This window comes from Microcoleus sp. CAWBG58 (genome assembly GCF_020883045.1).
Lineage (GTDB): Bacteria > Cyanobacteriota > Cyanobacteriia > Cyanobacteriales > Microcoleaceae > Microcoleus.
Window position 1 is genome coordinate 1 of record NZ_JAHRFA010000053.1, and the last position, 24789, is coordinate 24789.

Below are 24789 nucleotides of genomic sequence, written 5' to 3' on the forward strand. Positions count from 1 at the left end.
AATCGCCTGATTGTCGGCTCGATCGCCTGTTTGTCGGCTCGATCGCCCACTTGTCGGTATGATTGAATCAATGACGTGGCGATCGACTCACTGACTCTTTTAAGATACAAGGGGCGGGTTCACCAATTATAATTGCCCCAAACAAACAATCTCGAAAACCCGCCCCCACCCAACCAACAATCTAAATCTACATTTTGACATTCAATGTAAATGTCAGGTTGATGTGGGTTATTGGTGGGGCGGGGGCGGGTTTATATATATTGTCGCTCATCGTTATATATTGTTGGTGAACCCGCCCCTACAGGCACTGTTTACATTAAGATTAATCGCCCGCACAATTTACGCTGCTGATTTGCCTTGCATTTCCATCAACTCAGGAATCGTCACAAACCGATATCCCTCTTTTTTCAAACCAGCAATCATGTCCGGTAAAGCCTTAACAGTGCGCGATCGATCGCCCCCGCCGTCGTGCATCAACACAATCGCTCCCGGTTTCGCGCCTTTCAACACATTCTCAACAAAAGCGGAAGGTTGAGCACGCGGATCTGTATCCGCAGAAGTTACAGACCACATTACCACAGAATAATTCTGCTCCTGGGCATACTTGACCAAACCATTATTCAAAACTCCCCCCGGCGGGCGGAAATAAGTAGTTTTAACTCCCGTTGTTTCGTAAATAAGTTTTGCCGTGCGATCGATTTCCTCAGCAGCCGTCGCCCGATCCATCGGATCGTAAGGGTGATTCCACGTATGATTGCCGATCGCGTGACCTTCTGCCACAACTCGACGAGCAATGTCAGGAGAAGTTTCGATAGATTTACCTATCCAAAAAAATGTTGCTTTAATGTCATTTTGCTTAAAAATATCCAGCATTTGTTCAGTCGTTTCTGGCCAAGGCCCGTCATCAACTGTTAAAGCAATAACTTTCTGAGAATCTTTGATTTTCCCTTCAAAAACAGTTGTTCCCTGAAACTGCTCTGGCGGTACAAAAGTCAAGCGTTTTTCTTTGGATTCCAATACGGTGAGAAGTTCCTTAACTGTGCGATCGAGATTAAAGCCTGTGCGATCGTCCCCAACCTCATTGGTGAGCGGATTTACCGTTAAGGATTGCTTGAGGTTCTGCACGGCGGCGGTTGCAGGCTTGTCGCTTCCCTGTTGGTTTCCTGGCAGCAGCGTACCGATGATAAAGCTCATTGCAGCCGCTGCCAGGGCGATCGCCACAAAACGCCATTTATTTCGCAGTCTTTGAAACAGATGATTTCCGGTCACTTGGGATTCCTTTCACTCCACACTGGGGATAATGATAATGGGAATTTCAGGGAAAAGAAACCTAATTTTTTATAAATATGTCTTACCGGTGATTGACAGCGGTTTCGGTGGGGCGATCGAATCTGGGCGATCGGGAGCGGGCGATCGAAATCGCGCCCAGACAGACGAAAGCAGCGGAGGCGGGTTGAAGGGTTAAAGCCTTGCCACCAGTAAATAGCGGGCGATGGGAAGCGAGCGATTTCAATCGCCCCTAGTCGCCTCAAACGCAACTTGTTTCTCCAGAAGTGCCACCCACACGCGACGAGAATTCAGAGAGAATCGGTTGTAGTACAGCTTTAGTATCGGATTTACCACGGGCTACAACACCAGTTTAGCAGCCAAATGTCTTGATTTATCTTGGTTTGCGCGGATTGGAAGAGGTGAAAAGGGCGATCGACACCCCATCTCAAAAAAAGATTTCAAAAAAAGTTGTATTACCCCCTTGACACTCCCGTAGTACGCAATGTAGTATAAATGTATCGCGAAGGGGAAAGAGCTTCAAAGCTTTATCTCCCAAGCAATACGAACCTTGAAAACTGAATAGGAAATTAACAATGTCACATACTTTTGGACATTTGGCGGTGTAGACTCCGGCAACGATAACTCCCTAGGGTTGTAGTACGCGGAATCAACCGCCACCCCGTCCAAACACAAACCTTGTGGGGCTGTAGCTCAATTGGGAGAGCGTCGCTCTGTCACAGCGAAGGTAGCGGGATCGAAACCCGTCAGCCCCGTCAAGCAATTTTAGATTTTAGATTGTGGACTTTGGATTTTAGATTGTGAGATTTTCAATTTTAAGTTGAGATTCTTAAGTTAACAATCTTAAGTTAACAATCTTAAGTTGAGATTCTTAAGTTGAGATTCTTAAGTTGAGATTCTTAAGTTGAGATTCTTAAGTTGAGATTCTTAAGTTGAAACTCTTAAGTTAACAATTTTAAGTTGAAACTCTTAAGTTGACAATAATAGCTTTACTTGCAGGAGCAATCTCAAATCTAAAATCTAAAATCAATAGTCCCGTAGGCAAAAGTCAAGCCGTCTGCCCCTCAAGCAGAAGATTGCGAGTGCAAACCTCGTCGGGACTCCCAGGTTAGGTGGCTGAGTGGCTCAAAGCGTCGGTCTGCAAAACCGAATTTCGCGGGTTCAAATCCCGCCCTAACCTCTGTTCCTATTAATAAATAGGAGCAATTTCAAAATCTGAAATTTCAAATCAGATAACATTGCAGTGTAGCTTAACGGGAAAGCCCCAAGTTCATGCCTTGGTAATTGCGGGTTCAAATCCCGCCACTGCAATTTCAAATCAGATAACATTGCAGTGTAGCTTAACGGGAAAGCCCCAAGTTCATGCCTTGGTAATTGCGGGTACCGCTTCGCGGAAGCAAGCTACAAATCCCGCCACTGCTACCAAATACAGGGATGATGTAACTGGCAACATATCAGTCTCCAAAACTGATTTTCTGAGTTCAAATCTCAGTTCCTGTGCCAAATCTTTAGTGCTGTAGGCAAATGGTACAAGCCGCTTGGTTTTCACCCAAGTGATTTGCGGGTTCAACTCCCGTCAGCACTATGTGTGGGTCGTTGGCAGAATGGTTTTGCAGCCGCCTTTTAAGCGGATGGATCGAGGTTCAATTCCTCGGCGACCTACCAAATTTTCAATCTTGGGTTGGCCCTCCTATTGGTGTGGGTAGCTGTCTGTAAAACAGTAGCTTAAAGCGTTGCTGGTTCAATTCCAGCCCGACCCATTCGCAACTGTATAGTGACTTACACAAAAAACCCGGTTTCTGAGAAAAATCTTGCATCTTTACGAGAGATATTGAGATAGAAACCGGGTTTTTGACCCCCGTCGGTAAGTCCTGTGTATTTAATATGCAGTTGCGATCGAGAGAATGTGTTGTAATCGGACAACAACTCAGTTTGCGCGGCTGAAGATTTGGGGGTTCAAATCCCTCCATTCTCGCTCATTGAGGAGAGGTGGCCGAGAGGCTTATGGCGCTTTCCTGCTAAGAAAGAGCGGCTTAACACCCGTCGAGGGTTCAAATCCCTCCTTCTCCGTTTTCCCCCGATAGCTCAGTTGGTAGAGTGCTTGTGTGAAGAACAAGAGGCCGTCAGTTCGATACTGACTTGGGGGATTGCGTTGCCTCATAGCTCAATGGTAGAGCTGCACGCTGTTAACGTGATGGTTGTAGGTTCGAGTCCTACTGAGGCAGCCATTTTTTAAATTACTGGGTAGACAAATTGGTAAATTCGCCTATATTTGAAACAGGCTTTTATCTATGTTGGCAGTCTACCCAACTATTCAACTATTGGGGAGTCGCCTAATCGGTATGGCACCGCTCTTTGAAAGCGGACAAATGCAGGTTCGATCCCTGCCTTCCCAGTTCTGCTATTACAAAAGCAGATTATGCTCCTGTAGCCCAACTGGCAGAGGCTGCAATTTCAAAAATTGTGTGTTACTGGTTCAAATCCAGTCAGGAGTACCAAATTTTCAACTAAGTTTCACTTGCTCTTGTGGCGGAATTGGCAGACGCGGCAGACTTAAAATCTGTTCTATTTTGATTGTGAGTTCGAGTCTCACCTTGAGCATGAACGGGATGTGGCGCAACTTGGTAGCGCGGCGGCTTTGGGAGCCGAAGGTTGCAGGTTCAAATCCTGCTATCCCGACTTTACCCCTGTGATGTAATTGGAAAACATCATCGAATCAGAATCGGTGTTTTTGCAGGTTCAACTCCTGTCAGGGGTACTTGGCTAACCGCCAATTTTTGCTATTTGCTCTCGTGGCGGAACGGCAGACGCGCTAGTTCGAGAAGCTAGTTTTCTACAGGTTCAAATCCTGTCGGGAGCATGAATTTTTGATAAATATCGGAGGAACTTACAGTGTCTAGGAAAAAAGTTAGTTTATCGAAAATGCCTCTGGAGCAATCGCGGTGCTTTTGAGCAACCAAAGTTAATCTGTGAATTGTGCCATAATCCTTCGCACTCACCCACAAATTAGGTAAAAAACCCGGTTTCTTTAGTCGGAGTGTATCCAGGACTGTTGATTAAACAAAATTGCCCTTGTAGCCCAATTGGAAGAGGTGCCTCGCTTAGAACGAGGAGGTTGCTGGTTCGAGGCCAGCCAGGGGTATTTGGTGACATCGCGGGGATGGAGCAATGGTTGGCTCGGCAGTCTCATAAGCTGCAAATCAGCAAGTTCAATTCTTGCCCCCGTTACCAAAAATGCAGGTGTGATGTAATTGGCAACATGAGGCTCTTTTCAACAGTTGACAGTTGACAGTTGACAGTTGACAGTTTGAGAGCAATCTCTACCTAGAAGGCAAAGGATTGGAGTAATTAATAGTCTAATTTTAATTTCTCCCTCAAACGGAGAGGCTATCAACCAATTCTTTCTGGTAAAGCTTTCTTGCGAGTTCAAATCTCGCCACTTGCTTGTCCTAAAGCTCAGAAGGAGTCTATCTAATTGTGCTAGCTTTTCAATAGAAGTTACAGCCCGAATTTTTTGTAGCAAATCCTAGTAAAAAACATGAAAAGAATTGCGATCGCCCAAAACACGCTAAAAATTCTCGAAGATGGTGGCTACTTGTCCCCAAAAGGGAAGCAGGTTAAGATCGATCGCCAATTAGCATCCTGTATTGCGGGGACGGCATACTACGAACCCGATGCCCTGTCAGCGATTCAGGAAAAGGTTCTCTCAGGTACTCACCAATTGTCGAACACGGAATTTATGGTGAGAAATGAGACAACGCTGGTGGGTGCAGAGCGTCAAGGGCGATCGCACAAATTTGCAAAAATTGGAGTCCTAAATTTCGCTTCTGCCAAAAATCCGGGTGGTGGATTCATCAGAGGCGCTCAAGCGCAAGAAGAGAGCTTAGCACGCAGTTCTGCACTGTACAAAAGCCTTTTAAAATGTCCTAAATACTACGAGTATCATCGCTCTCATAAATCCCTGCTTTACTCGGATCGACTCATCTACTCTCCCGGCTGTTCAGTATTCCGAAAAGATGATGGAACTTTGCTTGAGGAACCTTATCTTGTTGATTTTATCACGAGTTGCGCTCCGAATGCTGGTGAGATTTCCCGAAAAGAGTCAGAAAGTGCGGGAAAAATCCGCGAAACTCTGTACGGACGCGGTGCAAAATTGTTGGCTTTAGCTGTTGACAAAGGTTGCGATGCGTTAATTTTAGGAGCTTGGGGATGTGGTGTCTTCAGGAACGATCCATTTATGGTAGCTCAGATGTTTGCAGACTTTTTATTGCCAAACGGTCAATTTGCTGGCAGATTCAAAAGCGTACTATTTTCTGTACTAGACTCTAGCGAAGAAGGAAGGATATTTGCAGAATTTGACAATCGATTTTCCTCAGATTAGTCGAAATCGCGATCGCAATTTTTCCTGTGTCAACGCAATTTTAAATTTTCAATCATGCGGATATGGTGTAACGGTAGCATTCGAGTCTTCCAAACTCTAGGCACGAGTTCGAGCCTCGTTATCCGCTTGGCAAATTAAACAGTTTATAGATGACAGGTAACAAGTGTGCAGCGGCTTGTACACGAACATATATCTGTAGGGGCGAAGCATCACCGCAGTCAATATGAGATTATAACTAATCACTTATATGCGGTGATGCTTCGCCCTCTTCAAAAACCAGATCTACCCAACTGAAATATCAAATTTGTTTGCGGGTGTGATGTAAAAGCTAGCATCTGAGCGTGCCATTCTCAGCGCATGGGTTGGATTCCCATCATCCGCTTTTGTAGTCCTGTAGCTCAATGGTAGAGCGTTTGCCTTACAAGCAAGATGTTGCGGGTTCAATTCCTGTCAGGACTACCAATTTAGGGAGTGTAGCTCAAAGGATAGAGCGCCGCGCTTCGGACGCGGATGTTGTGGGTTCGAGTCCTACCACTCTCGTTGTTTTTGCCTGATTTTAAGGAGGTTGATTCCATTGAATGATTAATTTTTTATATTAAGAGCGATTCCCTACGGGATAGCTTCGCACGCGCGCACTTTGCGTGTCCCAATCTTTGGAGCCTACATACTTTAGTACGAGAGGAAAGGTAACGCTGTCAAAAACGGCGCGCGTTTGCGAACGAGGAGTGCAATGAACCCGATAGGTAGGCTTAGAAGTAGCCATCCTTTAAAGAGTGTGTAATAACTCATCGGCGGAGTCCCTCTAGTAACTCAGAAAACGCAATGCTCCGATAACTCGCACGCCAATAGTACGCACGGCACAGCCATCCTTAGGGAATTGCACTATTTCACCTTTTAATAAAGTTATAACCAAAGGAGTTTCCCGATGCCTGTAATTGCTATGGAAGTAAAAACCGCGCAAAATCATCCTAATGCTGATGCGCTATATCTCTATAGTTTTGAAGCTTCAGGGCATGATGCAGTGCAAATTGTTGCCAACTCAGAAAACATTTATGATGTTGGCGATATCGTTGCCATAGCCTTAACTGATTCCGTGCTGAAAGATGGCACTAAAATCAAACCGTCAAAGCTGCGAGGTGTTTATTCCTTTGGCATGGCTTTGGGCAAAGTTGAGGCAGCTATTGGCACTGATTTGTCGGCAATTTACTGTCAAGAAACGGTTGCTCAATCAACCGTAATGCAAACATGGCCGAGCATCGAACTGCTGTACAATCTCCGCCGCAGTTTAGAATTGGTTGGGGAAGCTCCGAAGATAACTTATCGAGCTAAAATTAAACTCGACGGTACTAATGGTGGCATTCAAATCTTTACTGATGGTAAAGTTGCTGTCCAAAGTCGATCGCAAATCATTACCCCAGAAAACGACAATCTCGGCTTTGCTCGTTGGGTAAATCAAAACATCGATTTTTTCGCTCAACTGGCGAGTTCCGAACACGTAACTATTTTTGGGGAATGGTGCGGTAAAGGCATTCAGAAACGGACGGCTGTATCTGAGTGCGATCGCAAAATCTTTGCAGTATTTGCGATTCAATTCGGCGGCATAGATGGCAAAGTTGCAAAACTAGAAACCCGCCCGGACAAAATCGGCGATTTTTTGCCAAAGCATCCCGATATTTTTGTCTTGCCTTTTTATGGAGAACCGATTGTTTTGGATTTTGGCGATCGCACTCAACTAGAATCGGCTGTTGACACTCTCAATCAAGCGGTTGATACTGTAGAAAAACTAGATCCTTGGGTCAAAGAAACTTTCGGCATCGCAGGAATTGGCGAAGGCTTGGTAATGTTTCCCGAAAGCGGCGAACTTGCCGAAAGGCTGTCTTATGCGGAACTGCTGTTCAAAGCTAAAGGCGAAAAACACCAAGCTGTAAAAACCAAACAACCTGTTCAAATCGACCCAGAAGTTGCTCAAAGCATTGATGACTTTGTGAATCTGTTTGTAACGCCTGCTCGATTAGAACAAGGAGTGACAGAAGTTTGTTCTGGTCAATTTGACATGGCAAAAATTGGAGCATTTTTGCAGTGGTTTATGGCTGACGTGCAAAAAGAAAGTGCTGTTGAATTAGAGGCTGCTGGCTTAACCTGGAAAGAGGTTAATAAAGCAGTAATGAATGCCGCTAAAAAATGGTATCAGGATAAATCTAAAACTTTGTAGGTGTTGGATTTGCCATAATTAATGTAGGGGCGGGTTCGCCAACAATAACTGCCTACAACTAACAATCTCATAAACCCGCCCCCACCCAACGACAATACTTCGGACAGTTTTTTAACGACTCTGTAAGCGTTACAGCGTAAGCCCTGGCATTTTTAATGGTTTTTTGAAACTCCGGGCTAGAGTTAAAGATTGAAAAAATACTCATACCTATAGCCATCAAGGGTTTGAGATACTCGATTAGATCTAAAACTGTCCGGAGTATTGAACGACAAATCCCAATTAATTGAATGAACATGATGTTAATTGTTGAAAGCTTTGTAGGTGTTGGATTTGCCATAATTAATGTAGGGGCGGGTTCGCCAACAATAACTGCCTACAACTAACAATCTCATAAACCCGCCCCCACCCAACGACAAATCCCAATTAATTGAATGAACATGATGTTAATTAAAGATTGCCCATAAATCAAAGAAACCGGGTTTTTCATACAATCTGCGAACTACAGCGAAGTATTTTCGCAAAAAACCCGGTTTCTGGCCACCCGCACGCCAGCCTTATTAACAAACAATACGGGAGTGTAACTCAACTGGATAGAGTGTCGAGCTTCTACCTCGAATGTTGTAGGTTCGAGTCCTACCGCTCCTGTTAAATGGGTTCGTAGCTTAACTGGAAAAGCATCTAGCTGGCCGCTAGAAAGATATCGGTTCAAATCCGATCGCAATCCACCAACTTTGGGTCTGTAGCTTAATCGGAAAAGCGCTTAGTTCGCAACTAGGAAAATGTCGGTTCGAGTCCGACCAGTATCCACCAAAAAGGGGTCATAGCTCAATTGGTAGAGCGCTTGCCTTGCACGCAAGAGGTTAGGAGTACCCTTCGGGAAGGCTTCGCCTACGATTCTCCTTGATTCCATGCGGTATCTGAAGTCGAAGCGGTCGAGACGCTAGCCTGTGAAGCTAGTTATTAGCGGGTTCAAGTCCCGTCGGATACCCCTTGGAAGATGCCGCTAAACAGTTGGCAACTGGTCTCGAAAACCAGGGTACAGGCAACTGTAAAGGTTCGATTCCTTCATCTTCCTTTTAATATCAAATCTAGTTAATTATACCGATGTATTGTAGGGGCAAAGCACTGCTGTGTTCTTACCGATGCGGTGCGATTTGGCAAGGATTTGATGTCACCACCAGAAGTCGAAAAGCGAGACTCCGTGCTGATAACGCGGCGATAGGAGGGGCAGTACCTCCCTGGTGGATTTCCTATGTTTGAGCCATAGGAATCATGGATATTTTGCATCATGGAAGATGCCGCTAAATGGTCAGCAACTTGTCTTGAAAACAAGGGTACAGGTAACACCTGTAAGGGTTCGATTCCTTCATCTTCCTTATTGAAATATTCTGGGAATTGGCAAATAGATTTGCTATCCTGTAGCCATAGAAATTGTGGGGAGGTCGCCTAATTTGGAATGGCACCGCAAAAACTAGGCAAAGCGGCTCTCAAAAGGACGATCGCGTTTGTTGAGTAGGGTAAAAAGTTGCTTCGCGACGTTCCCTGAAAACACAAACTAGCAGCGGGTTGCAGATGCACTGAAAGGAATTAACAGTCCGAGATGGGGGCAGTTCCCGTCTGCTTGCGGGCAGTAAGGAAGCGCGTTTCCTGAAAGTTGCCGTCGATCGATGCGGGTTCGAGTCCCGTCCTCTCCATTCTTGGTTCAAAACCGAGGAATTTCAACCCGTGCCCTGACTCTCAAAGCATACATACTCGGCTGTTAACCTAAAGATTACCCACATCCTGTAATAAATTTGATCCCCCATATTACAGCTCCAGAAATTACCGTTAAAACCCCTAATATCGTCACATTTGTGAGAATTAGTGGAATTTGCCCAATCAAACCAAGACTAACAGCAAGACTAGCAATTATTTTGAACAAGAAAAATCCTCCGACCACTGGAACACTTGTGGCTCCGATCGTTGCGATAATTAAACCGCTCATCGTAAAAAGGATAAAACCTAAAAATAATAGCAAACAAATCGATGCAATAATTCGTATCAAATTGGGATGAGGGCAAAACGAAGTTTGGGCAAGTAGCGTTTGACCAAAGTCTATTTTTAATGAGAACATGGCTTCTTAGTAATTTACATTAGTCAACTAAAATACACATTCAAAATTTTAGCACTTGAGTGTAAATCAGGACTTGTCCGAAAGCTTACAGGATATGAAGTTTTTAATAAAAAAGAATCCCCGCAGTTATGGGGCGGGGAGTGTCAAGCACTTGCACTGGTTGAACCTCAGTTACCGTGCGGGTCTAGATCCGGGTCATAGCTGCACGTTGGCCGCAGTCGGGTCATCAACTGCTTCAACAAAAAGCCATTGCTGTTCCAAGCGGTATAAGGACTGGCCCCTTGTCCTTTGAGGGACAAGGTTTGTCGGGCTTTGTTGTGGCAGATAGTTGCCAGCAGGCTAACGACAGCCACTAAGCCGAGTTCATCGACAAGGGCTTCGAGTTCATGTTGGGTCACAAGTACACCTCCAGGGTTGACTATTTCCTGAAGTATACCATAGAGTACCCTTTAAGGGTACTACAAGTATATTGATAGTTACTTAGACTCTTGTTCGTCCACGAGGTTGTATTCCTTGACGGCCGCCATGACTAGCAGAGTGGACATAGGAACTCCAGTCTGCTGGGAGATTTTTCTCAGTTTTTCGTGCAAACTCTTGGGAACTGTGACTTTAATCACACCCGTCTCTTCTTTGTCAGCCATTGCAAGCAGTCATATTTAGTTGACATCAGCTTATCTTCTTTCGGAGTATCGATCGCCCTTTCCTCCAATTGCCTCTAGCCATACGGGCGATCGCACAGTTGAAAAGCACTACTGCTACCATGGTTTCAGCCTTGGTGATTCCCAAAACTTCTTAACAAACAATTTTAAACATGAGAAAACTCATATATTACGTCGCTTCCACCGTTGACGGGTTTATTGCTCGCGAAGATGGCTCCTTTGATTGTTTTCCGATGGCAGGAGAGCATTTCGCCGATTTGTTCGATCGCTTTCCCGAAACCATTCCGGCGCACCTTCACGAAGCGGTGGGAATTAATTTTTCAGGAAACAAGCAATTTGATGCTGTTTTGATGGGGCGCAAAACCTATGAAGTCGGGCTAAATGTCGGTTTGACTAATCCTTATCCCAGCTTGAAACAGTATGTCTTTTCGCGCAGTATGCCAGCCAGCCCAGATGGGAATGTTGCACTGGTGTCGGACAATGCTGTTGAATTGGTTCAGGAATTGAAGCAGGAAACAGGTAAAGATATCTGGCTGTGCGGTGGCGGTGAGTTAGCGGCAACGGTGGTTTCAGAGATTGATGAGATGATTGTCAAGTTGAATCCGGTAGTCATTGGGGCGGGCATTCCGATGTTTGCCAGGGCGATCGCGCCTACTAATCTGGAATTGGTCGATCGCAAAATCTACAGTAACGGCTTCATGCTGCTGCACTATCGATTGCAAAAATGAGGTGTTTGGGCGATCGGATCGAATAGCATCAGATCGTACATTCAGGAATTGATTGGTTTACAATAAGTCTAAATTTGCCAATCATTAGACATAGAAACCATGAGCATTCAAGTTCTCAAGTTAGAATTGATTCAATGGATTTTGCTATTAAAGGATATCGAACTTTTAAACGAAATCGAAAAACTAAAAGAAAAGTCACCCGAAAAGAGTGCTGTCCTAAAACCTCGTCAATTTGGCTGCGGCAAAGGAATTTTTACTCACGTTGCGGATGATTTTGATGAAACACCTGCTGGTTTTCAAGAATAACAGTACCATGTAAAATTGTTATAATCTCAAATTGTGGTAATCTCAATCTACAGCAACAGCTTCATGTTGCTGTATTATCGAGTGAAGCACGACGAAGGCAAAATTTTAGGTTCAAGTTATGATCGATTTAAAACAGTTTAACTATTACTTAGTCATCGATCTGGCAGCAACCTGCTGCGATCGAGGAACTATCCCACGAAATCAGATGGAAATCATCGAGATAGGAGCAGTGATGGTAGATTCCAAAAAGCTAAAAATCGTTGATGAATTTCAAACCTTTGTCAAACCCATTCGCAATCCGATCTTAACTGAATTCTGCACGTCCTTAACATCGATCGCCCAAACCGAAATCGATGGCGCCCCAACATACCCCGAAGCTAGTGCCCTGCTGGAAAACTGGCTTTCTGGCTACTCAAATGGCGTATTTGGTTCCTGGGGCGAGTTCGATCGCAAACAATTTAAAAAGGATAGCAATTTGCATCAAGTCCCGTTTCCCATTGCTTATCCTCACGTCAATCTCAAAAAAATATTTACAAAAACGCAAGGTTTGCCAAAACGATACGGTATGGCACAAGCTTTAAAACTTGCGAGATTCCGGCTGAAAGGAACTCCTTACCGAGGAATTGATGATGCCAAAAATATCGCTAGATTGTTGCCTTATATTTTAGGCAAAAAAAGCTTAGTTAAGAAGTAACATTTTTTAATTTCACAATCTGGCGATTGATAATTCAATCGGAGATACAAAGCAGATAAACACAAATTAACGCAGATATAGCCTTTCTCAAACAAGTCAGGTACGTTGTTGGGCTTAAGCCCTCTTAATTCAGTGGTCATATAAGCTATCAGTCATACCTCATCTTTTTGATAAAGGCTATAATTGCAAAAAACCAAAGTTAATCAAAGCAAAAATATTTGTATTTATTTGCTTTTATATGCCGTTAAAAATAAAAAATATTTAGGTAAAACTTATGAAGAATCTAAAACAATTCGACTATTATCTAGTGCTAGATTTGGAAGCAACCTGCTGTGACAAAGGATCGATCGCCCGAAATCAGATGGAAATTATCGAGATCGGCGCCGTGATGGTAGAGCCCACAACCCTAACCATCGTCGATGAATTTCAAACATTCGTCAAACCCGTGCGTTATCCCATTCTCACCGAATTCTGCACGTCGCTAACGTCCATCGCCCAAACGGAAGTCGATCGGGCTCCAAGCTACCCCGAAGCAAGCGTAATGCTAAAAAACTGGCTGTCTGGCTACCCAAATGGTGTATTTGGTTCCTGGGGAGAATACGATCGCCAACAATTCAACAAGGATAGCAACTTTCATCAACTTCCTTCACCCATTGCTTATCCTCACATCAATCTCAAAAAAATGTTTTCAGAAACCCAAGGTTTGCCCAAAAAATACGGCATGGAAACAGCCTTAGAACTTGCAGCTTTACCCCTAACAGGAACTCATCACCGAGGCATTGACGATGCTAGGAACATCGCTAAATTGTTGCCCTATATTCTAGGTCAAAAAAAGCTGAAATAAATTTTCATACTTTTCACAAATTACACATTTTATAGCGGTTATCAGAAAGATGAGGTACGTTGTTGGGCTTCAGCCCTCTGAGTTTGTGTGGTTATAGAAGCCGTCAGTTATACCTCATCTTTTTGAGAAAGGCTATATCTGCGTTCATCGGCGTTAATCCGCCCTAATCTGCGGTTGCAAAAACGTAGAAAGTCGTGCTTGCGAATTGTATCTGCGTTCCGAAGCGTTAATCCGCCCTAATCTGCGGTTGCAAAAACCCTGGAAAGTGCTGCTGTGCGGACGGCAACTGGCGCAAGAAAACCAGAGTGCAGCAATAAGCTGTAGAGGTTCGACTCCTCCACTTTCCGTTTGATTTAAATTGAGTTATTGGGATTTTTATTCAATCTCAATCCTCTAATTTAAGTCATTGCTTGTGGAAGCATCTCATTTTTGTAAAAAGCATTTTTTCTTTCAGTGCTGTCTCCGCTCGCGTGCTTGATAAAGCACGTAAGTTCCGACAGCACTACAAATGCAAAACAGAGATATTCCATTGCTTGTTCACCCTAAAAGGAAAGTAAAATGTAATGTCACGCACCAAATTTGAACGGACTAAACCCCACGTCAATGTCGGTACAATCGGTCACGTTGACCACGGCAAAACAACCCTCACAGCAGCGATAACGATGACCCTAGCTGCATTAGGACGGGCCAAGGCTAAAAAGTACGACGAAATCGATGCTGCACCTGAAGAAAAGCAGCGGGGAATCACAATTAATACGGCTCACGTTGAGTATGAAACGGGCGATCGCCATTACGCACACGTTGATTGTCCGGGTCACGCTGATTACGTGAAAAATATGATTGTGGGTGCCGCTCAAATGGATGGTGCGATTCTAGTTGTGGCTGCAACAGATGGTTCGATGCCTCAAACTCGCGAACATATCTTGTTAGCGCGGCAAGTTGGAGTGCCCAAGCTGGTTGTCTTTTTGAATAAGAAAGATATGGTAGACGATGAAGAAATTGTGGAGTTAGTAGAATTAGAAATTCGCGAACTTCTAAGTTCTTACGGTTTCCCCGGCGATGATATTCCAATAATTGCTGGTTCGGCACTCAAAGCGCTGGAAAAGATGACTGCTAATCCCAAAATTCAGCGCGGCGACGATGATTGGGTTGACGGTATTTACGATTTGATGGATGCGGTTGATTCTTACATTTCGACGCCCGAGCGCGATATTGACAAGCCTTTTCTAATGGCTGTGGAAGATATTTTTTCCATCAAAGGACAAGGAACAGTCGCGACAGGAAAAATCGAACGCGGTCAAATCAAGGCCGGCGATACTGTGGAATTGGTGGGAATCAACAACACTCGCACCGCCAAAGTTGTCAGCATCGAAATGTTCCAGCAAATTCTTGATTCTGCCATTGCTGGCGATAATGCCGGCTTGTTGCTGCGCGGCATCCAAAAGCACGAAATTGAGCGGGGAATGGCGATCGTCAAACCCGGTTCAATTAAGCCTCATACTTTGTTTGAATCAGAGGTTTACGTGCTATCGGAAAAAGAAGGCGGCCGCCGAACTCCTTTCTTTGCTGGATATCGCCCTCAGTTTTACGTGCGAACAACGGATGTTACCGGTGCGATCGCATCTTTTACTGCCGATGACGGAATGGCGATCGAGATGGTAATGCCGGGAGACCGCGTTAAGATGACTGTAGATTTGATGCAGGCGATCGCAATTGAACAAAATATGCGTTTTGCCATCCGTGAAGGCAATCGTACCGTCGGTGCGGGCGTCGTCTCCCGAATTCTGAAGTAGGCGAAAGGGCGATCGGCTAAAATCAGTAGGGCGGGCTTTTGCCTGCCTTACTGATTTGTTTAATGATCAAAATACTGGCAGGTAAGTCAGAAATATTTCCAACTCAGCATCGTCCTTGTCCAGAGAAGGTGCGTTGATGTAATATAAAGTTATGTAGGTTATTAAATTAAATTCCTGTAAATCCTGGCATAAGTATTGATGGCTCGATCAAGATTCTGTTTTTGGCATCCGATCCTAGTGATGCTGCCCGACTGCGCTTGGGATGTGAACTTCGAGAAATTCGTGAAAAGCTCCAATTGGCTAGGCATAGGGAAAAATTTACTCTAGAATCCCGTGAAGCGGTTCGTCCAGGAGATATTACTCAGGCAATCTACGATATTGAGCCACAAATAGTTCATTTTTCCGGACATGGCACAAGTTCAGGCGAACTTTGCGTTGAGAATATCTTAGGTATGGTTCAGACTATTAAGCCTGAAGCCCTAGCCTCTCTTTTTGAGCTGGAGGTTGAGCGAGTTGACTGTGTGGTATTGAATGCTTGTTACTCAGAAATCCAGGCAAAAGCTATTGTTCAACATATCCCTTACGTCATTGGTATGAGTCGGGAAATCGGAGACAAGGCTGCAATCACATTTGCTGTTGGTTTCTACAAAGCATTAGGAGCGAATCGTAATGTAGAGCAAGCTTACCAAGCTGGTTGCGTGGAAATAAGAATGGAAGATATTCCGGAACATCTAACTCCTGTTATTCTAAAAAAAAAATCTGTAGAGACAAAGCCAGAAATAACCAGATATGTACTGATATTGACAGCAACGATTGACGAAGTAAATCAACCATTAGCAGAAGCTATTGTTGCACATTTACGCAAGATATCCAAAGATGCGACTTTGACACTATCCAGAATTGAGCGGGGAAGTATCAGACTTGTTTTGGAAGGTTCCACAGCCGGATTAGAAAGACTTAAAACTCTGTTTATAAATGGTAAAATGACTGAAATACTTGGTTTACATATTGAGGGTATTCAGACTCTATCTAGGAATTTAAGGAATGATGATATACTCATAAGCGTAGGTACAAGGAAGAATAGTACGCCTATTATCATGAGTCAACCTAGTAGAAAGTTTAACTACGCTCTGTGGAGCTTAATTATTGCTGGTGTGGCAGCTATCGCTGCTGTAGCAGTAGTTCCAGATATTAGATGTTTCATAGGTTTGAAGTCAGAATTATGTGTTGGTGTTGTTCCACAAAAAGAGGTCGAGCTACTTGTGCTAGGACATAACGGAGAATCTTTGGAAGGAGTAAGCGTTCGGGTAGTTGCTCAAGGACCACCTGAACCACCATTACGCACCGATAGTAATGGTTATGTCACTGTGAAAATTGCAAGCAAAGGAACTGCGCGTGTCTTTCTACAGAAGCAAGGCTATCCGGTTCAAAATTTTACCATCAATTTAGCAAACGAGCAAAACACACTCAGAACTATTACACTTGATCCATCTGGTCAACCAGATGTTAAAATCGAGCCATCGGTTCCTACTTCTACTCCATCTTTTCCGCCTACTCAAAGTCCTACACCTACTCAAAGTCCTATACCTACGGAAAACACTGATGTTTTACTCAATCGTAAAGGTAGTCTGAGTTCTCTGAAAGATAAAGATCGATATGAGTTTACTCTAGGCAATCCAGCTATCGTCAATCTCTACTTAGAGGATGTGGATAATGAAACTTGGATCGGTTTGTACGGAGAAGATGGAAATGGTTCACCTCAAAACTATACAATAAGGGAAAATACTGCCACTCAATCGAAGTCGGGAAAAATCAATGTGTCTTTAGAGAGTGGCAAATACTTTGTTTCTATTCGACGCAAAGGCGGAGACACAAGTTATAAACTTCAGGGCATTAACTATACAGCAAGAAGCAAAGACCTGGGTTCCTTAAAGACTGGGACTCCGAGCGAGCATAAATCTTCTTTAGATAGAGAAAACCGTCAGCAGTTTTATCGCTTCAATCTAGGTAATCCTGGTACTGTGAACTTGGAACTCAAAGGAGTACAGAATGAAACCTGGATAGGGCTTTATAATGATGATGGGAGAGGGTTACCTACAAGTTATACAATAACTGACTTTACTGCTACTAGCTCTAAAGCAGGGAACAGAGAGGCAAAACTAACCAGTGGTAATTATATCATCTTAGTATCGAGGCAAGGAGGAGATACACCTTACTCTCTGTCTGTCAGTACAACTGCTCCATAAGTGGGTAAGAGAGTTGCTGGGGTGCATAATCTATTACAGAAGCGATCGAACTTACATTAGGTATTCAATAAGAGCGATCAAAATCATACATCGCTAGTTTATTCTATTTCCAACTCCTGGCTTATCTCTGAAACCTGCCCCTCCATATCAATAATTTACGATCACGAAATTGCCAGCGATCGCACTTTTTGCAATTCCGGCAATTTGAAAGCCAAAACAATATCTGCTTCTTCAGGAATTCCCGCCACCATCAACTCGATCGCCCTTACACAAAAACTGGCAAGCAGGCGATCGCCACAAAAATTATTTACTAAAACACTTGCATTTTTAGAATAGTTATGTTAAAGTAGTCTAGATGCGGGAGTATAGCTCAGTTGGTTAGAGCAGGTGACTCTTAATCTCAAGGTCGAAGGTTCAAGTCCTTCTACTCCCATCAACCCCTAAACCTTATGGCTAGGCGATTTAGGAATCTGACTCAATCTCTGGTTGACCGTTTCCACTCATTTTTCGCTAGATTTGCTTGGATTTTTGAGTCTGCTTATTGTGTACAGCTTACTATTTTTCCCCCAGACAGGAAAACGGGTTATTTCGAGATGAATTTAAAATGACTGAAACAACGTAAAATCGTTAATTAAGTGATACGGTATAATTCAAGTTCTACTCCCATCCTCAAACAACATAGTAGAATCTCATTACCCGCAAGCTGTAGTGTTCTAGTCAATCTTAAAAAATTGAAAAGAATATTTGAGTCAATGAGCTTGTAAAATAATTTTCATGAACATCCAGCAATTTGTTGACAACTCTCTCGGACAATGGCGATCGCAGCGCAGCGCCCATCACTTGACTTTCCGACACTTTGAAGCGATCGAGTCAGTCATTGATATCGTTGCACTCTCACCCGATGATGCTGCCGTAATCGACCTCTGCAAATCCTACAACATCGACCCAGCCCAAGCAGTAAACCCCTTTCACATGGCATGGGAAGGCCAGTCAGATTGGGATGAAAACGCTGAAATGAAAGGCAGTTGCATCCTCGTACCCATCCCAGATCCGACAGTCCCCAATCGCGGTAAACTACTGCGAGACCAAGGATATGCCGAAACCATTCCCGCCGCCGCAGACTATCACATCACAGACGATGGAACCTTTGTGCTCCTGACAAGCTACGATAACGCCGCCGCCGAAGAAAAAATTTGGTTCGCCAATCCCAACCTGCGCTTTCGCGTTTCCCTGATCAAAACCAGTAAAGGAAGTGGAGTTGTCACCGCATCATTTTCTTCAGAAATTCGATCGCTCTCCGGCAAATAATACCAATTATCCAAAATCATGCAACAATATTTGTACGGTGCGCCGCCACAAAAAATCCCTAACTTTACAATATCGCAGCGACGCACCTTACCTAAAGAGTTGATATCAAATCCACTCTTCATCATCCTGTATTAATCTCTCTATTCTCTCTCTGTGTCCTCTGCGCTCTCTGCGGTTAAATCATTCCGATGCAACCAGAAACGATATGATGAAACAAACAGAAAAATTGTTTTGTACCCAGAGTTTTGATAAATGGTAGAGCGCTTCTCAATCAAGTGATGTACTCACCGCCAATTACCAATTACGAATCCGTATCTCACTTGATAATTGCTATATAACAAAGTAAAAAAATGATAAATTCAGTTAAAATCAATAATGATTTAATCGTTCTGGCTCAGTGGATGGCAGGGGACTTCAGCAACTACAAACAATCCTTTGAAAAGCCCCAACAATTTGCCCACATTCATATCTTCTTCCGGCCCTTACCCTGGTTTTTTTTTAATGCCATTGGATTTTACTCCGAGCAGGTTTATGACCATGACCTCTGGACTCCCTACCGTCAAGGAGTCCACAAATTAATCGACCAAGGAGAACAAATTTATATTGAAAATTATAGTCTCAACGATCCAGTACAGTACGCCGGAGCAGCACGGGAATTAAGCATTCTCAAAACAATTAAACCAGATTGCATTCAACGGCGCTACAATTGCTCCATGGTTTTCAAACGAGAAGGAGAAATGTTTCGTGGTAGTGTAGAACCAGGCAACCAGTGTCTTATCGAAAAAAAAGGTTGTTCAACCTATCTCATCAGCGACGTGGAAATTACCGAAACAACCTGGAAAAGTCTCGATCGCGGTATGGACGTAAACACTCACCAACAGATTTGGGGATCGGACTTCGGCTCTTTGTCCTTTGAAAAGCGCCAAAGTTTTGCCGCAGAGCTACCACCTATCTAAATTTTACCACCGACGAATTTACTGGCGATCGCAGCACATACTACAGCCACACCTATATACCCTAAAAGACTCCTGCACCCTAAAAAACTCCTGTAGTACGTGAAACAGCAACCTCGCCTGCAATGTTACATTATGTAAAGTTTTCTAATATAACATCCAATTATGGTAAATTTTCACATAACACAATAGTGGAGATTTTTTAAATGGTTTTTGGACCTGCATCTCGACTTGGAGTCAGTTTATTTGAAGAAACACCCTGTTTAGAACTGATTCCAGGACGTTCACAAGAAGAAGTAGAAACCATTATTCGTGCCGTCTACCGGCAAGTTTTGGGTAATGCTTACGTCATGGAAAGCGAACGGGCGACAATTCCTGAATCGCAATTCAAAAGTGGTGCATTGAGTGTACGCGAATTTGTCCGCGCTCTTGCCAAATCCGACGCTTACCGTTCTCGCTTTTTCGATACTTGTCCTCGCTATCGGTTTCTTGAACTGAATTTCAAACATCTTCTCGGTCGCACTCCCGATGGCCTAGAAGAAATGAGAGTTCATAGCACTATCTTAGATACTGAAGGTTACGAGGCAGAAATTGATTCTTACCTCGACAGCGATGAATACCAAAACGCCTACGGCGAAAATATCGTTCCCTACTACCGAGGCTACAAAACCCAACCAGGACAAAATATGGTTGGGTTTACTCATATGTTTGCTCTCTTGCGCGGTGCTTCCAGCAGCGATTTCAAAGGAAGTCTTTCTGGAAAATCCCCAGTTTTGAACAAATACGTGATTCAGGAAACCCCTGTAGCAGTCATTCCTCCTTCCGGCGGTTCAGTTGGGGATGGTTGGTCATTTCCCGATAGACAGCGCGGTGCTAAAAGTGTTTACAACGTTGCTTCTGGTGACGAAGGTAAGGTTTTCCGTATCGAAGTAACTGGCTATCGCACTTCTGCAAAAAATCGGGTTCAAAAAATTCGGCAGAGCAACCAAGTTTATGTAGTGCCGTTTTCCAGACTTTCCCAAGAATATCAACGCATCCACAAACAAGGCGGCGTAATTGCCAGCATCACTGCTGTCAACTAGAAACCGTTTAAACTTATAGCTTCACGACTTGGGGAATTACCTCCCTGAGCGTGTTTTTCTTCAATCCTTAATTCCCTGTTTTGAAACGTTATTTAGTCTTAGGAGAAACTCAATGAGTGTGGTTTTAGATGCACCAGTAGAACTTTGGTCTGCTAGCAGTTCCGATGATACACAGGCCGTAATTCGGGCAGTTTACAAGCAAGTGCTGGGTAATCCCCACGTGATGGAAAGCGAACGCCTGACTGTGCCAGAATCCCAGTTGTGCGATGGTGCGACGACTGTACGGGAATTTGTCCGCGCTGTGGCAAAATCTGATTTCTATCGCAGTCGGTATTTTGAATCCTGCGCTCCCTACCGCTTTGTCGAGCTAAACTTTAAACATTTGTTAGGTCGCGCTCCCTTAGACCAAGCAGAACTTTCCGAGCATATTCGCATCTGTATCGAAAAAGGTTACGATGCAGAAATTGACTCCTACCTAGACAGTCAAGAATATGAGGACAAATTTGGCGAGAATACAGTTCCTTATTATCAAGGAGCCAAGAGTCAACTCGGACAAAAGCAAGTTGGCTACAATCGCACTCTTTCCCTGTATCAAGGTTATGCAGGAGTTGACAGTGCTTTTACCGCTTCTCGCTTAGTTGAGTTCGTAGCTGGTAATAGTGGTAACAAAATTACTTTACCAAGCACAGGCGGTCGCATTAGTGCAGCAAAAGATGCCACCGAAAAAATGTTCAAGATTGTAGTCAAGGGAGCTAAATTTGATAGCCCTCGCCGAGTGAGCAACACTGAATATCTTGTCTCTGGTGGGAAGATGACCCCCCAAATTCAGCGCATCCATCGCGCTGGCGGAAAAATTGTCAGCATCACCGAAGTTGCTTAACTCATAGACTGATGACATGAGGCTGAAGTCAGGCATAACCAGAAACTTTCTTGGGTTCCCCTGCCTAAGCTGAGCTAGATTCTTATATCGTTTTTTTTGATGTAGGTTTCCTATCTTATACTTTCTCTAGAGCGAGTTTATTATTCGCTCTTTTTTAGTTTGAAAAAGCCAAAAAATTGATTGATATAAGAAAACGTTAGTTATCTAGGGGAGAAGGAAAAAATATTTGGTCAGAGCGCGTCCAAGACTGTTTCTAAAATGTAAATTCTAAAATGATATTACCCCGAATAGCCGATTAAAAAATGCAGGCTTGCATACAAAGTCGTTACCTAATTTTTTCAGATAAATTTTTGATGTTTGAAACTTTAGACTACCAAGCCGTTGAGAGATTTGAGCAATAGATTTATTGCAAAAATAGTTAGAGATTGTAGGGTGCACCGGGTCGTAGCATAATTTTTAGGCGGGTATCGAGAAAGAGCTGACGCACCCTACTACTGTTTCCCTAATGAGAGCAATTCAAGTCTAATGTATCACCAGTCTAGAAGGATGCTTAATTTCTGTGGAAGCACTCAGACGACTTTGGATGGGAAATCACCGACAAGTTATGCTCTATCAAGCGAAAGAAAGTTGGCAGACACTTCATCACGAACTGCGACAATATTGGTTTAAATACGGAAGTTTTCAGACTAGATTTGATCGGATATTTTACATAAACTAGGTTCGCGGTCAAAAAAAGATTTCGGTGTTAAGATAATTTTGGTAAGTTGCACAAAGTGAACTCTGTTGTTTAAAGTAAGGAAAAGTCCTGCTCTGTTGCGGTTATGGATATTCACGAAATTGAAGCGTTTCTAGATAATTCTGATTTTCAATATCGACTCAAGGCGATCGCAGCTCTGAAAGATTATACACCAGAGATTGCCGTTCCTTTGCTAAAAGCTCGACTCAACGACCCAGAATTTTTAGTCCGTACCTTTGTCAGCAGGGGATTTGGACAACAGCAAAGCGCCGAATCTTTCGCAGCCTTGCTGCAAATCATGAAACTTGATAACACTCCCAATGTGCGCGCCGAAGCGGCAAATTCTCTGTCGCTCTTCGGTAGGTGCGCTGCATCTCATTTAGTGCTGACTTTTGTTCAAGATGACCACTGGCTGGTGCGTCGCAGCATTCTGGCGGCGCTGGTGGATATGGAATGCTACAACGAAGTTTTTGAGGTGTGCGTTGAAGCCTTGGCTGGGGAAGATATGACTACCCAGGAAGCTGCTGTGGACGCGCTCGGTGCTTTAGCCGGAAGCAGTCAGGAAGCAGCAGCCTTGGCTCGGTTGTTGGCGCTGGCTGGTTCTGAGTATGAAGGGATTCGCCAGCACACTGCATCTGCTTTGAAGCATTTTGATGCTCCAGAAGCGAAGCAGGTGTTGAGTCAACTGCGGCAAGACTCCCACCATCGAGTGGTTGGTGCTGCTTTAGAAAATTTGCTCGATCGCAACTAAGAATATTTTATAATCTTTCTGATGTAACATGAGGCGACCTTATGGGCATTGGGCATTGGGCATTGGGCATTGGGCATAGGATTGGAGCCCCTGTACCTGACTACCATTGAGAACCGCTATATCAACTTCTAGAGCCAGAAACCGGGTTTTTTCTGGAAATTATGACTTGAAGTGCGAGGAATGTGGGCAAACAACCCGGTTTCTTGAATTTCTGTGGTTAATTCCTGCGATTGTTAAACAATCAAGCTTGACTGAACTTTTTTAAGCCAGCGATTAAATTGTCAAAAGCAAGAGCAGATAAATCCTGTTCCTCAGAACACAATTGCTGTAAGCTAACTGTTTTTAATTGTTCTAATCCACAGAGCATCGCCGCCACGGGAACTCGCAATTCTTGATAAAGTAGTTCCATGTTTTCTAGTCCTGCTTGACTGGTGAATTCCGGGTTTTTCCCTGCTATACTATAGGAGACGGAGCGCAAGAAATGCCAAAAATCTCGCCAACAGGCTTCGGCGCGTTCAGGAGGATAGAGGTCATTGTCTGGTTCGGTGATATTTGGAAAGTCGGCTAACACTTTTTCCCTGGCATTCGATACAAGATTAGGAGCTTGCTCTCGCAGCAATCTTGCTTGTTCTAACATTAAAGAGATATCGGGAACCAAATTTTTGATATTTTCTAAATCTTCATCTGTGAGATATCGACCTTCATCGTCAGCCTTTTGAAAAATGGCAATTACTTCATCTGGATAGATATTTTTCCAAGTAGCAAAGCTGACTATTCTGGCTTTGGGAATTAATTGTTTTGCTCTTTCACTTAATTGCATAGCTATTAAAATTTTTCCGAGGTCATTGAGTACAATTCAAGTTATAGACTAGAATTATGAGAAGTTTTATTAAGATTTGTTACGTTTGAGAGAGTCAAAGATGAGAGTGTGGTAAAAACTCTTTATTAGATTTAAGTGCGATCGCACCTTTGGTTTCATAACGAAATATTACTTTGTTATCCATAAAAGAGACGAGGCTTAGGGCGATCGCCTATTATCCTGTGTTCAGGGAGAGATTGAAGGAGCTAAATTATAATCTATGTTTAAGCCATTTCAGCAATTTCTAGAAAAAGAACTGTTTGAGAACTTTGCACTAGAGAGCCGTCCCATTCCCTCTGGATTGGAATCTGTGGTGAGTGAAAGAGGTAAAAATCCCGCCACAATTCAAAGTTGGTGCTATGAATGCCCAGAATTGAGAAAAATTCGCTACACCTACATCGATGCTGGGGAAACGGCACAAATTTTTAACAGTGTCATTTATCCAAGCCACAATTACGATGTGCCGTTGCTAGGGATTGATTTTTTAGCGTTTGGACAAAAGAAAATCTTGGTGGTGATTGATTTTCAGCCGTTATTTCGCGATCGCCCTTACACAGACAAGTATATCGAACCATTGACCGAAATTCGAGCTAAATACAGCTCGTTGGTACAAGACTTAGAAATGAAGTTTTATGATGCCAACCAGTATTTTTCCAAGAATTTGCTCTTTGCCAAAACCGACGCCGAAACAGTAGTGAACCAATTGTTTCCCGCCTATCAAGAATACGTCCAGTTGTACTGGCAAATGCTACACCAAGCTACACCCCTGTCATCTCCCGAAGAAATTCAGCGGATTGTGAAAGCACAAAAAGAATACGATCAGTACAGTGCAGAAAGAGACCCCGCATCCGGGCTGTTCGGCAGCTATTTTGGTCATGAATGGTCAGAGCGCTTTTTGTACGAGTTTTTGTTTGAAGATGCTGTTCCCTTAGCGGTTCCCGCCGGGACAAAATAAAT

At 43.7% G+C, this 24789-nt stretch carries 22 protein-coding genes, 32 tRNA genes and 1 other annotated feature; of the genes, 47 read left to right on the plus strand and 7 right to left on the minus strand.

All coding sequences use genetic code 11. The features are described from left to right. Positions 1-339: 339 nt before the first annotated feature. Entirely contained in the window at positions 340-1269 is a 930-nt protein-coding gene (locus QZ918_RS21480; protein ID WP_293338243.1) for a polysaccharide deacetylase family protein, read from the minus strand. A 37-nt stretch (positions 1270-1306) separates the two neighbouring features. Between QZ918_RS21480 and QZ918_RS21485 the strand changes: the two genes are divergently transcribed. From QZ918_RS21485 to QZ918_RS21590, 22 genes are all read left to right on the plus strand, one after another. Next, positions 1307-1465 (plus strand): hypothetical protein, encoded by a 159-nt coding sequence (locus QZ918_RS21485; RefSeq protein WP_293338245.1) that lies wholly within the window; start codon positions 1307-1309, stop codon positions 1463-1465. Between the two features lie 504 nt (positions 1466-1969). Beyond that, a tRNA-Asp gene (locus tag QZ918_RS21490) sits at positions 1970-2042 on the plus strand. Positions 2043-2318: 276 nt separating this feature from the next. Further along, positions 2319-2393 (plus strand) — tRNA-Glu (locus QZ918_RS21495). Beyond that, positions 2394-2467: transfer RNA gene (locus QZ918_RS21500), tRNA-Cys, on the plus strand. It begins immediately after the preceding tRNA gene. 59 nt (positions 2468-2526) lie between these two features. Further along, positions 2527-2598: transfer RNA gene (locus QZ918_RS21505), tRNA-Met, on the plus strand. A gap of 18 nt (positions 2599-2616) precedes the next feature. Further along, positions 2617-2712: transfer RNA gene (locus QZ918_RS21510), tRNA-Met, on the plus strand. A 3-nt stretch (positions 2713-2715) separates the two neighbouring features. Next, positions 2716-2790, plus strand: a tRNA-Trp gene (locus tag QZ918_RS21515). Positions 2791-2797: 7 nt separating this feature from the next. Next, positions 2798-2872: transfer RNA gene (locus QZ918_RS21520), tRNA-Glu, on the plus strand. Between the two features lie 5 nt (positions 2873-2877). Then, a tRNA-Lys gene (locus tag QZ918_RS21525) sits at positions 2878-2952 on the plus strand. A gap of 13 nt (positions 2953-2965) precedes the next feature. Then, positions 2966-3047, plus strand: a tRNA-Tyr gene (locus QZ918_RS21530). A 140-nt stretch (positions 3048-3187) separates the two neighbouring features. Further along, a tRNA-Arg gene (locus tag QZ918_RS21535) sits at positions 3188-3262 on the plus strand. 8 nt (positions 3263-3270) lie between these two features. Further along, a tRNA-Ser gene (locus QZ918_RS21540) sits at positions 3271-3357 on the plus strand. A 4-nt stretch (positions 3358-3361) separates the two neighbouring features. Next, a tRNA-Phe gene (locus QZ918_RS21545) sits at positions 3362-3434 on the plus strand. Positions 3435-3440: 6 nt separating this feature from the next. Beyond that, positions 3441-3515: transfer RNA gene (locus QZ918_RS21550), tRNA-Asn, on the plus strand. 94 nt (positions 3516-3609) lie between these two features. Then, positions 3610-3683, plus strand: a tRNA-Gln gene (locus tag QZ918_RS21555). A 25-nt stretch (positions 3684-3708) separates the two neighbouring features. Next, positions 3709-3785, plus strand: a tRNA-Leu gene (locus QZ918_RS21560). A 22-nt stretch (positions 3786-3807) separates the two neighbouring features. Then, positions 3808-3888: transfer RNA gene (locus QZ918_RS21565), tRNA-Leu, on the plus strand. Positions 3889-3892: 4 nt separating this feature from the next. After that, positions 3893-3966, plus strand: a tRNA-Pro gene (locus QZ918_RS21570). A gap of 4 nt (positions 3967-3970) precedes the next feature. Further along, positions 3971-4045, plus strand: a tRNA-Leu gene (locus QZ918_RS21575). Between the two features lie 28 nt (positions 4046-4073). Beyond that, positions 4074-4147, plus strand: a tRNA-Leu gene (locus QZ918_RS21580). Positions 4148-4355: 208 nt separating this feature from the next. Beyond that, positions 4356-4429 (plus strand) — tRNA-Leu (locus tag QZ918_RS21585). 11 nt (positions 4430-4440) lie between these two features. Beyond that, positions 4441-4518, plus strand: a tRNA-Met gene (locus QZ918_RS21590). Positions 4519-4558: 40 nt separating this feature from the next. Here QZ918_RS21590 and QZ918_RS21595 read toward each other — a convergent pair. Next, on the minus strand, positions 4559-4717 hold the full coding sequence (locus QZ918_RS21595) for a hypothetical protein (RefSeq protein ID WP_293338247.1): 159 nt from the start codon (positions 4715-4717) through the stop codon (positions 4559-4561). A gap of 108 nt (positions 4718-4825) precedes the next feature. Here QZ918_RS21595 and QZ918_RS21600 point away from each other — a divergent pair, with 108 nt between their 5' ends. The 5 genes from QZ918_RS21600 to QZ918_RS21620 all read left to right on the plus strand — a co-directional run bounded on the left by QZ918_RS21600 (position 4826) and on the right by QZ918_RS21620 (position 7880). After that, positions 4826-5668 carry a TIGR02452 family protein gene (locus QZ918_RS21600; RefSeq protein ID WP_293338249.1) on the plus strand — a complete coding sequence of 281 codons (843 nt, stop codon included), beginning with the start codon at positions 4826-4828 and terminating at the stop codon, positions 5666-5668. Positions 5669-5724: 56 nt separating this feature from the next. After that, positions 5725-5795 (plus strand) — tRNA-Gly (locus QZ918_RS21605). A 260-nt stretch (positions 5796-6055) separates the two neighbouring features. Beyond that, positions 6056-6130: transfer RNA gene (locus QZ918_RS21610), tRNA-Val, on the plus strand. A 5-nt stretch (positions 6131-6135) separates the two neighbouring features. After that, positions 6136-6208: transfer RNA gene (locus tag QZ918_RS21615), tRNA-Arg, on the plus strand. Positions 6209-6404: 196 nt separating this feature from the next. Further along, positions 6405-6460, plus strand: a sequence feature (23S ribosomal RNA rRNA prediction is too short). Between the two features lie 133 nt (positions 6461-6593). Beyond that, positions 6594-7880: an RNA ligase family protein gene (locus tag QZ918_RS21620; RefSeq protein WP_293338251.1), complete on the plus strand. Its 1287-nt coding sequence runs from the start codon at positions 6594-6596 to the stop codon at positions 7878-7880. 67 nt (positions 7881-7947) lie between these two features. Here QZ918_RS21620 and QZ918_RS21625 read toward each other — a convergent pair whose 3' ends face one another. Beyond that, positions 7948-8217, minus strand: a complete 270-nt coding sequence (locus QZ918_RS21625) for a hypothetical protein (RefSeq protein WP_293338253.1) — start codon at positions 8215-8217, stop codon at positions 7948-7950. A 234-nt stretch (positions 8218-8451) separates the two neighbouring features. Here QZ918_RS21625 and QZ918_RS21630 point away from each other — a divergent pair. From QZ918_RS21630 to QZ918_RS21660, 7 genes are all read left to right on the plus strand, one after another. Next, a tRNA-Arg gene (locus QZ918_RS21630) sits at positions 8452-8525 on the plus strand. A 6-nt stretch (positions 8526-8531) separates the two neighbouring features. After that, positions 8532-8608, plus strand: a tRNA-Ala gene (locus QZ918_RS21635). A 5-nt stretch (positions 8609-8613) separates the two neighbouring features. Beyond that, a tRNA-Ala gene (locus QZ918_RS21640) sits at positions 8614-8690 on the plus strand. A 4-nt stretch (positions 8691-8694) separates the two neighbouring features. Further along, a tRNA-Ala gene (locus QZ918_RS21645) sits at positions 8695-8789 on the plus strand. 4 nt (positions 8790-8793) lie between these two features. After that, a tRNA-His gene (locus QZ918_RS21650) sits at positions 8794-8868 on the plus strand. Positions 8869-8872: 4 nt separating this feature from the next. Next, positions 8873-8955: transfer RNA gene (locus tag QZ918_RS21655), tRNA-OTHER, on the plus strand. 215 nt (positions 8956-9170) lie between these two features. Next, positions 9171-9256 (plus strand) — tRNA-Ser (locus QZ918_RS21660). Between the two features lie 395 nt (positions 9257-9651). Here QZ918_RS21660 and QZ918_RS21665 read toward each other — a convergent pair. The 3 genes from QZ918_RS21665 to QZ918_RS21675 all read right to left on the minus strand — a co-directional run bounded on the left by QZ918_RS21665 (position 9652) and on the right by QZ918_RS21675 (position 10634). Continuing rightward, on the minus strand, positions 9652-9993 hold the full coding sequence (locus QZ918_RS21665) for a hypothetical protein (RefSeq protein WP_293150374.1): 342 nt from the start codon (positions 9991-9993) through the stop codon (positions 9652-9654). Positions 9994-10160: 167 nt separating this feature from the next. Then, a complete protein-coding gene (locus QZ918_RS21670; RefSeq protein ID WP_293150372.1) occupies positions 10161-10391 on the minus strand; it encodes a hypothetical protein in 231 nt (76 codons plus the stop codon). Between the two features lie 78 nt (positions 10392-10469). Continuing rightward, positions 10470-10634, minus strand: a complete 165-nt coding sequence (locus QZ918_RS21675; RefSeq protein ID WP_293338255.1) for a ribbon-helix-helix domain-containing protein — start codon at positions 10632-10634, stop codon at positions 10470-10472. Positions 10635-10804: 170 nt separating this feature from the next. Between QZ918_RS21675 and QZ918_RS21680 the strand changes: the two genes are divergently transcribed. The 12 genes from QZ918_RS21680 to QZ918_RS21735 all read left to right on the plus strand — a co-directional run bounded on the left by QZ918_RS21680 (position 10805) and on the right by QZ918_RS21735 (position 22973). Continuing rightward, entirely contained in the window at positions 10805-11380 is a 576-nt protein-coding gene (locus QZ918_RS21680; RefSeq protein ID WP_293338257.1) for a dihydrofolate reductase family protein, read from the plus strand. 99 nt (positions 11381-11479) lie between these two features. After that, positions 11480-11686: a hypothetical protein gene (locus QZ918_RS21685; RefSeq protein ID WP_293338259.1), complete on the plus strand. Its 207-nt coding sequence runs from the start codon at positions 11480-11482 to the stop codon at positions 11684-11686. 118 nt (positions 11687-11804) lie between these two features. Continuing rightward, positions 11805-12380, plus strand: coding sequence for a 3'-5' exonuclease (locus tag QZ918_RS21690; RefSeq protein WP_293150364.1), 576 nt, complete (start codon positions 11805-11807; stop codon positions 12378-12380). A gap of 274 nt (positions 12381-12654) precedes the next feature. After that, positions 12655-13224, plus strand: a complete 570-nt coding sequence (locus QZ918_RS21695; RefSeq protein WP_293338261.1) for a 3'-5' exonuclease — start codon at positions 12655-12657, stop codon at positions 13222-13224. A 563-nt stretch (positions 13225-13787) separates the two neighbouring features. After that, complete coding sequence (tuf, locus tag QZ918_RS21700) at positions 13788-15017, plus strand: elongation factor Tu (protein WP_293338263.1); 1230 nt, start codon at positions 13788-13790, stop codon at positions 15015-15017. Between the two features lie 221 nt (positions 15018-15238). Continuing rightward, complete coding sequence (locus QZ918_RS21705; protein ID WP_293338265.1) at positions 15239-17263, plus strand: CHAT domain-containing protein; 2025 nt, start codon at positions 15239-15241, stop codon at positions 17261-17263. Between the two features lie 359 nt (positions 17264-17622). Then, positions 17623-17696: transfer RNA gene (locus QZ918_RS21710), tRNA-Lys, on the plus strand. A gap of 341 nt (positions 17697-18037) precedes the next feature. Further along, positions 18038-18571, plus strand: coding sequence for a phycobiliprotein lyase (locus QZ918_RS21715; protein WP_293183817.1), 534 nt, complete (start codon positions 18038-18040; stop codon positions 18569-18571). 350 nt (positions 18572-18921) lie between these two features. Continuing rightward, entirely contained in the window at positions 18922-19527 is a 606-nt protein-coding gene (locus QZ918_RS21720; RefSeq protein WP_293338267.1) for a chromophore lyase CpcT/CpeT, read from the plus strand. A gap of 203 nt (positions 19528-19730) precedes the next feature. Then, positions 19731-20606: a phycobilisome linker polypeptide gene (locus tag QZ918_RS21725; RefSeq protein WP_293338269.1), complete on the plus strand. Its 876-nt coding sequence runs from the start codon at positions 19731-19733 to the stop codon at positions 20604-20606. Positions 20607-20718: 112 nt separating this feature from the next. Then, positions 20719-21486, plus strand: coding sequence for a phycobilisome rod-core linker polypeptide (locus QZ918_RS21730; RefSeq protein ID WP_293150326.1), 768 nt, complete (start codon positions 20719-20721; stop codon positions 21484-21486). Positions 21487-22307: 821 nt separating this feature from the next. Further along, positions 22308-22973 (plus strand): HEAT repeat domain-containing protein, encoded by a 666-nt coding sequence (locus QZ918_RS21735; RefSeq protein WP_293338271.1) that lies wholly within the window; start codon positions 22308-22310, stop codon positions 22971-22973. Between the two features lie 241 nt (positions 22974-23214). On the opposite strand, the gene QZ918_RS21740 is transcribed toward QZ918_RS21735, so the two are convergent. Beyond that, complete coding sequence (locus tag QZ918_RS21740; RefSeq protein WP_293338273.1) at positions 23215-23793, minus strand: bilin-binding protein; 579 nt, start codon at positions 23791-23793, stop codon at positions 23215-23217. Positions 23794-24052: 259 nt separating this feature from the next. On the opposite strand from QZ918_RS21740, the gene QZ918_RS21745 reads away from it, so the two are divergent. After that, entirely contained in the window at positions 24053-24787 is a 735-nt protein-coding gene (locus QZ918_RS21745; RefSeq protein WP_293338275.1) for a 15,16-dihydrobiliverdin:ferredoxin oxidoreductase, read from the plus strand. Positions 24788-24789 lie beyond the last annotated feature (2 nt).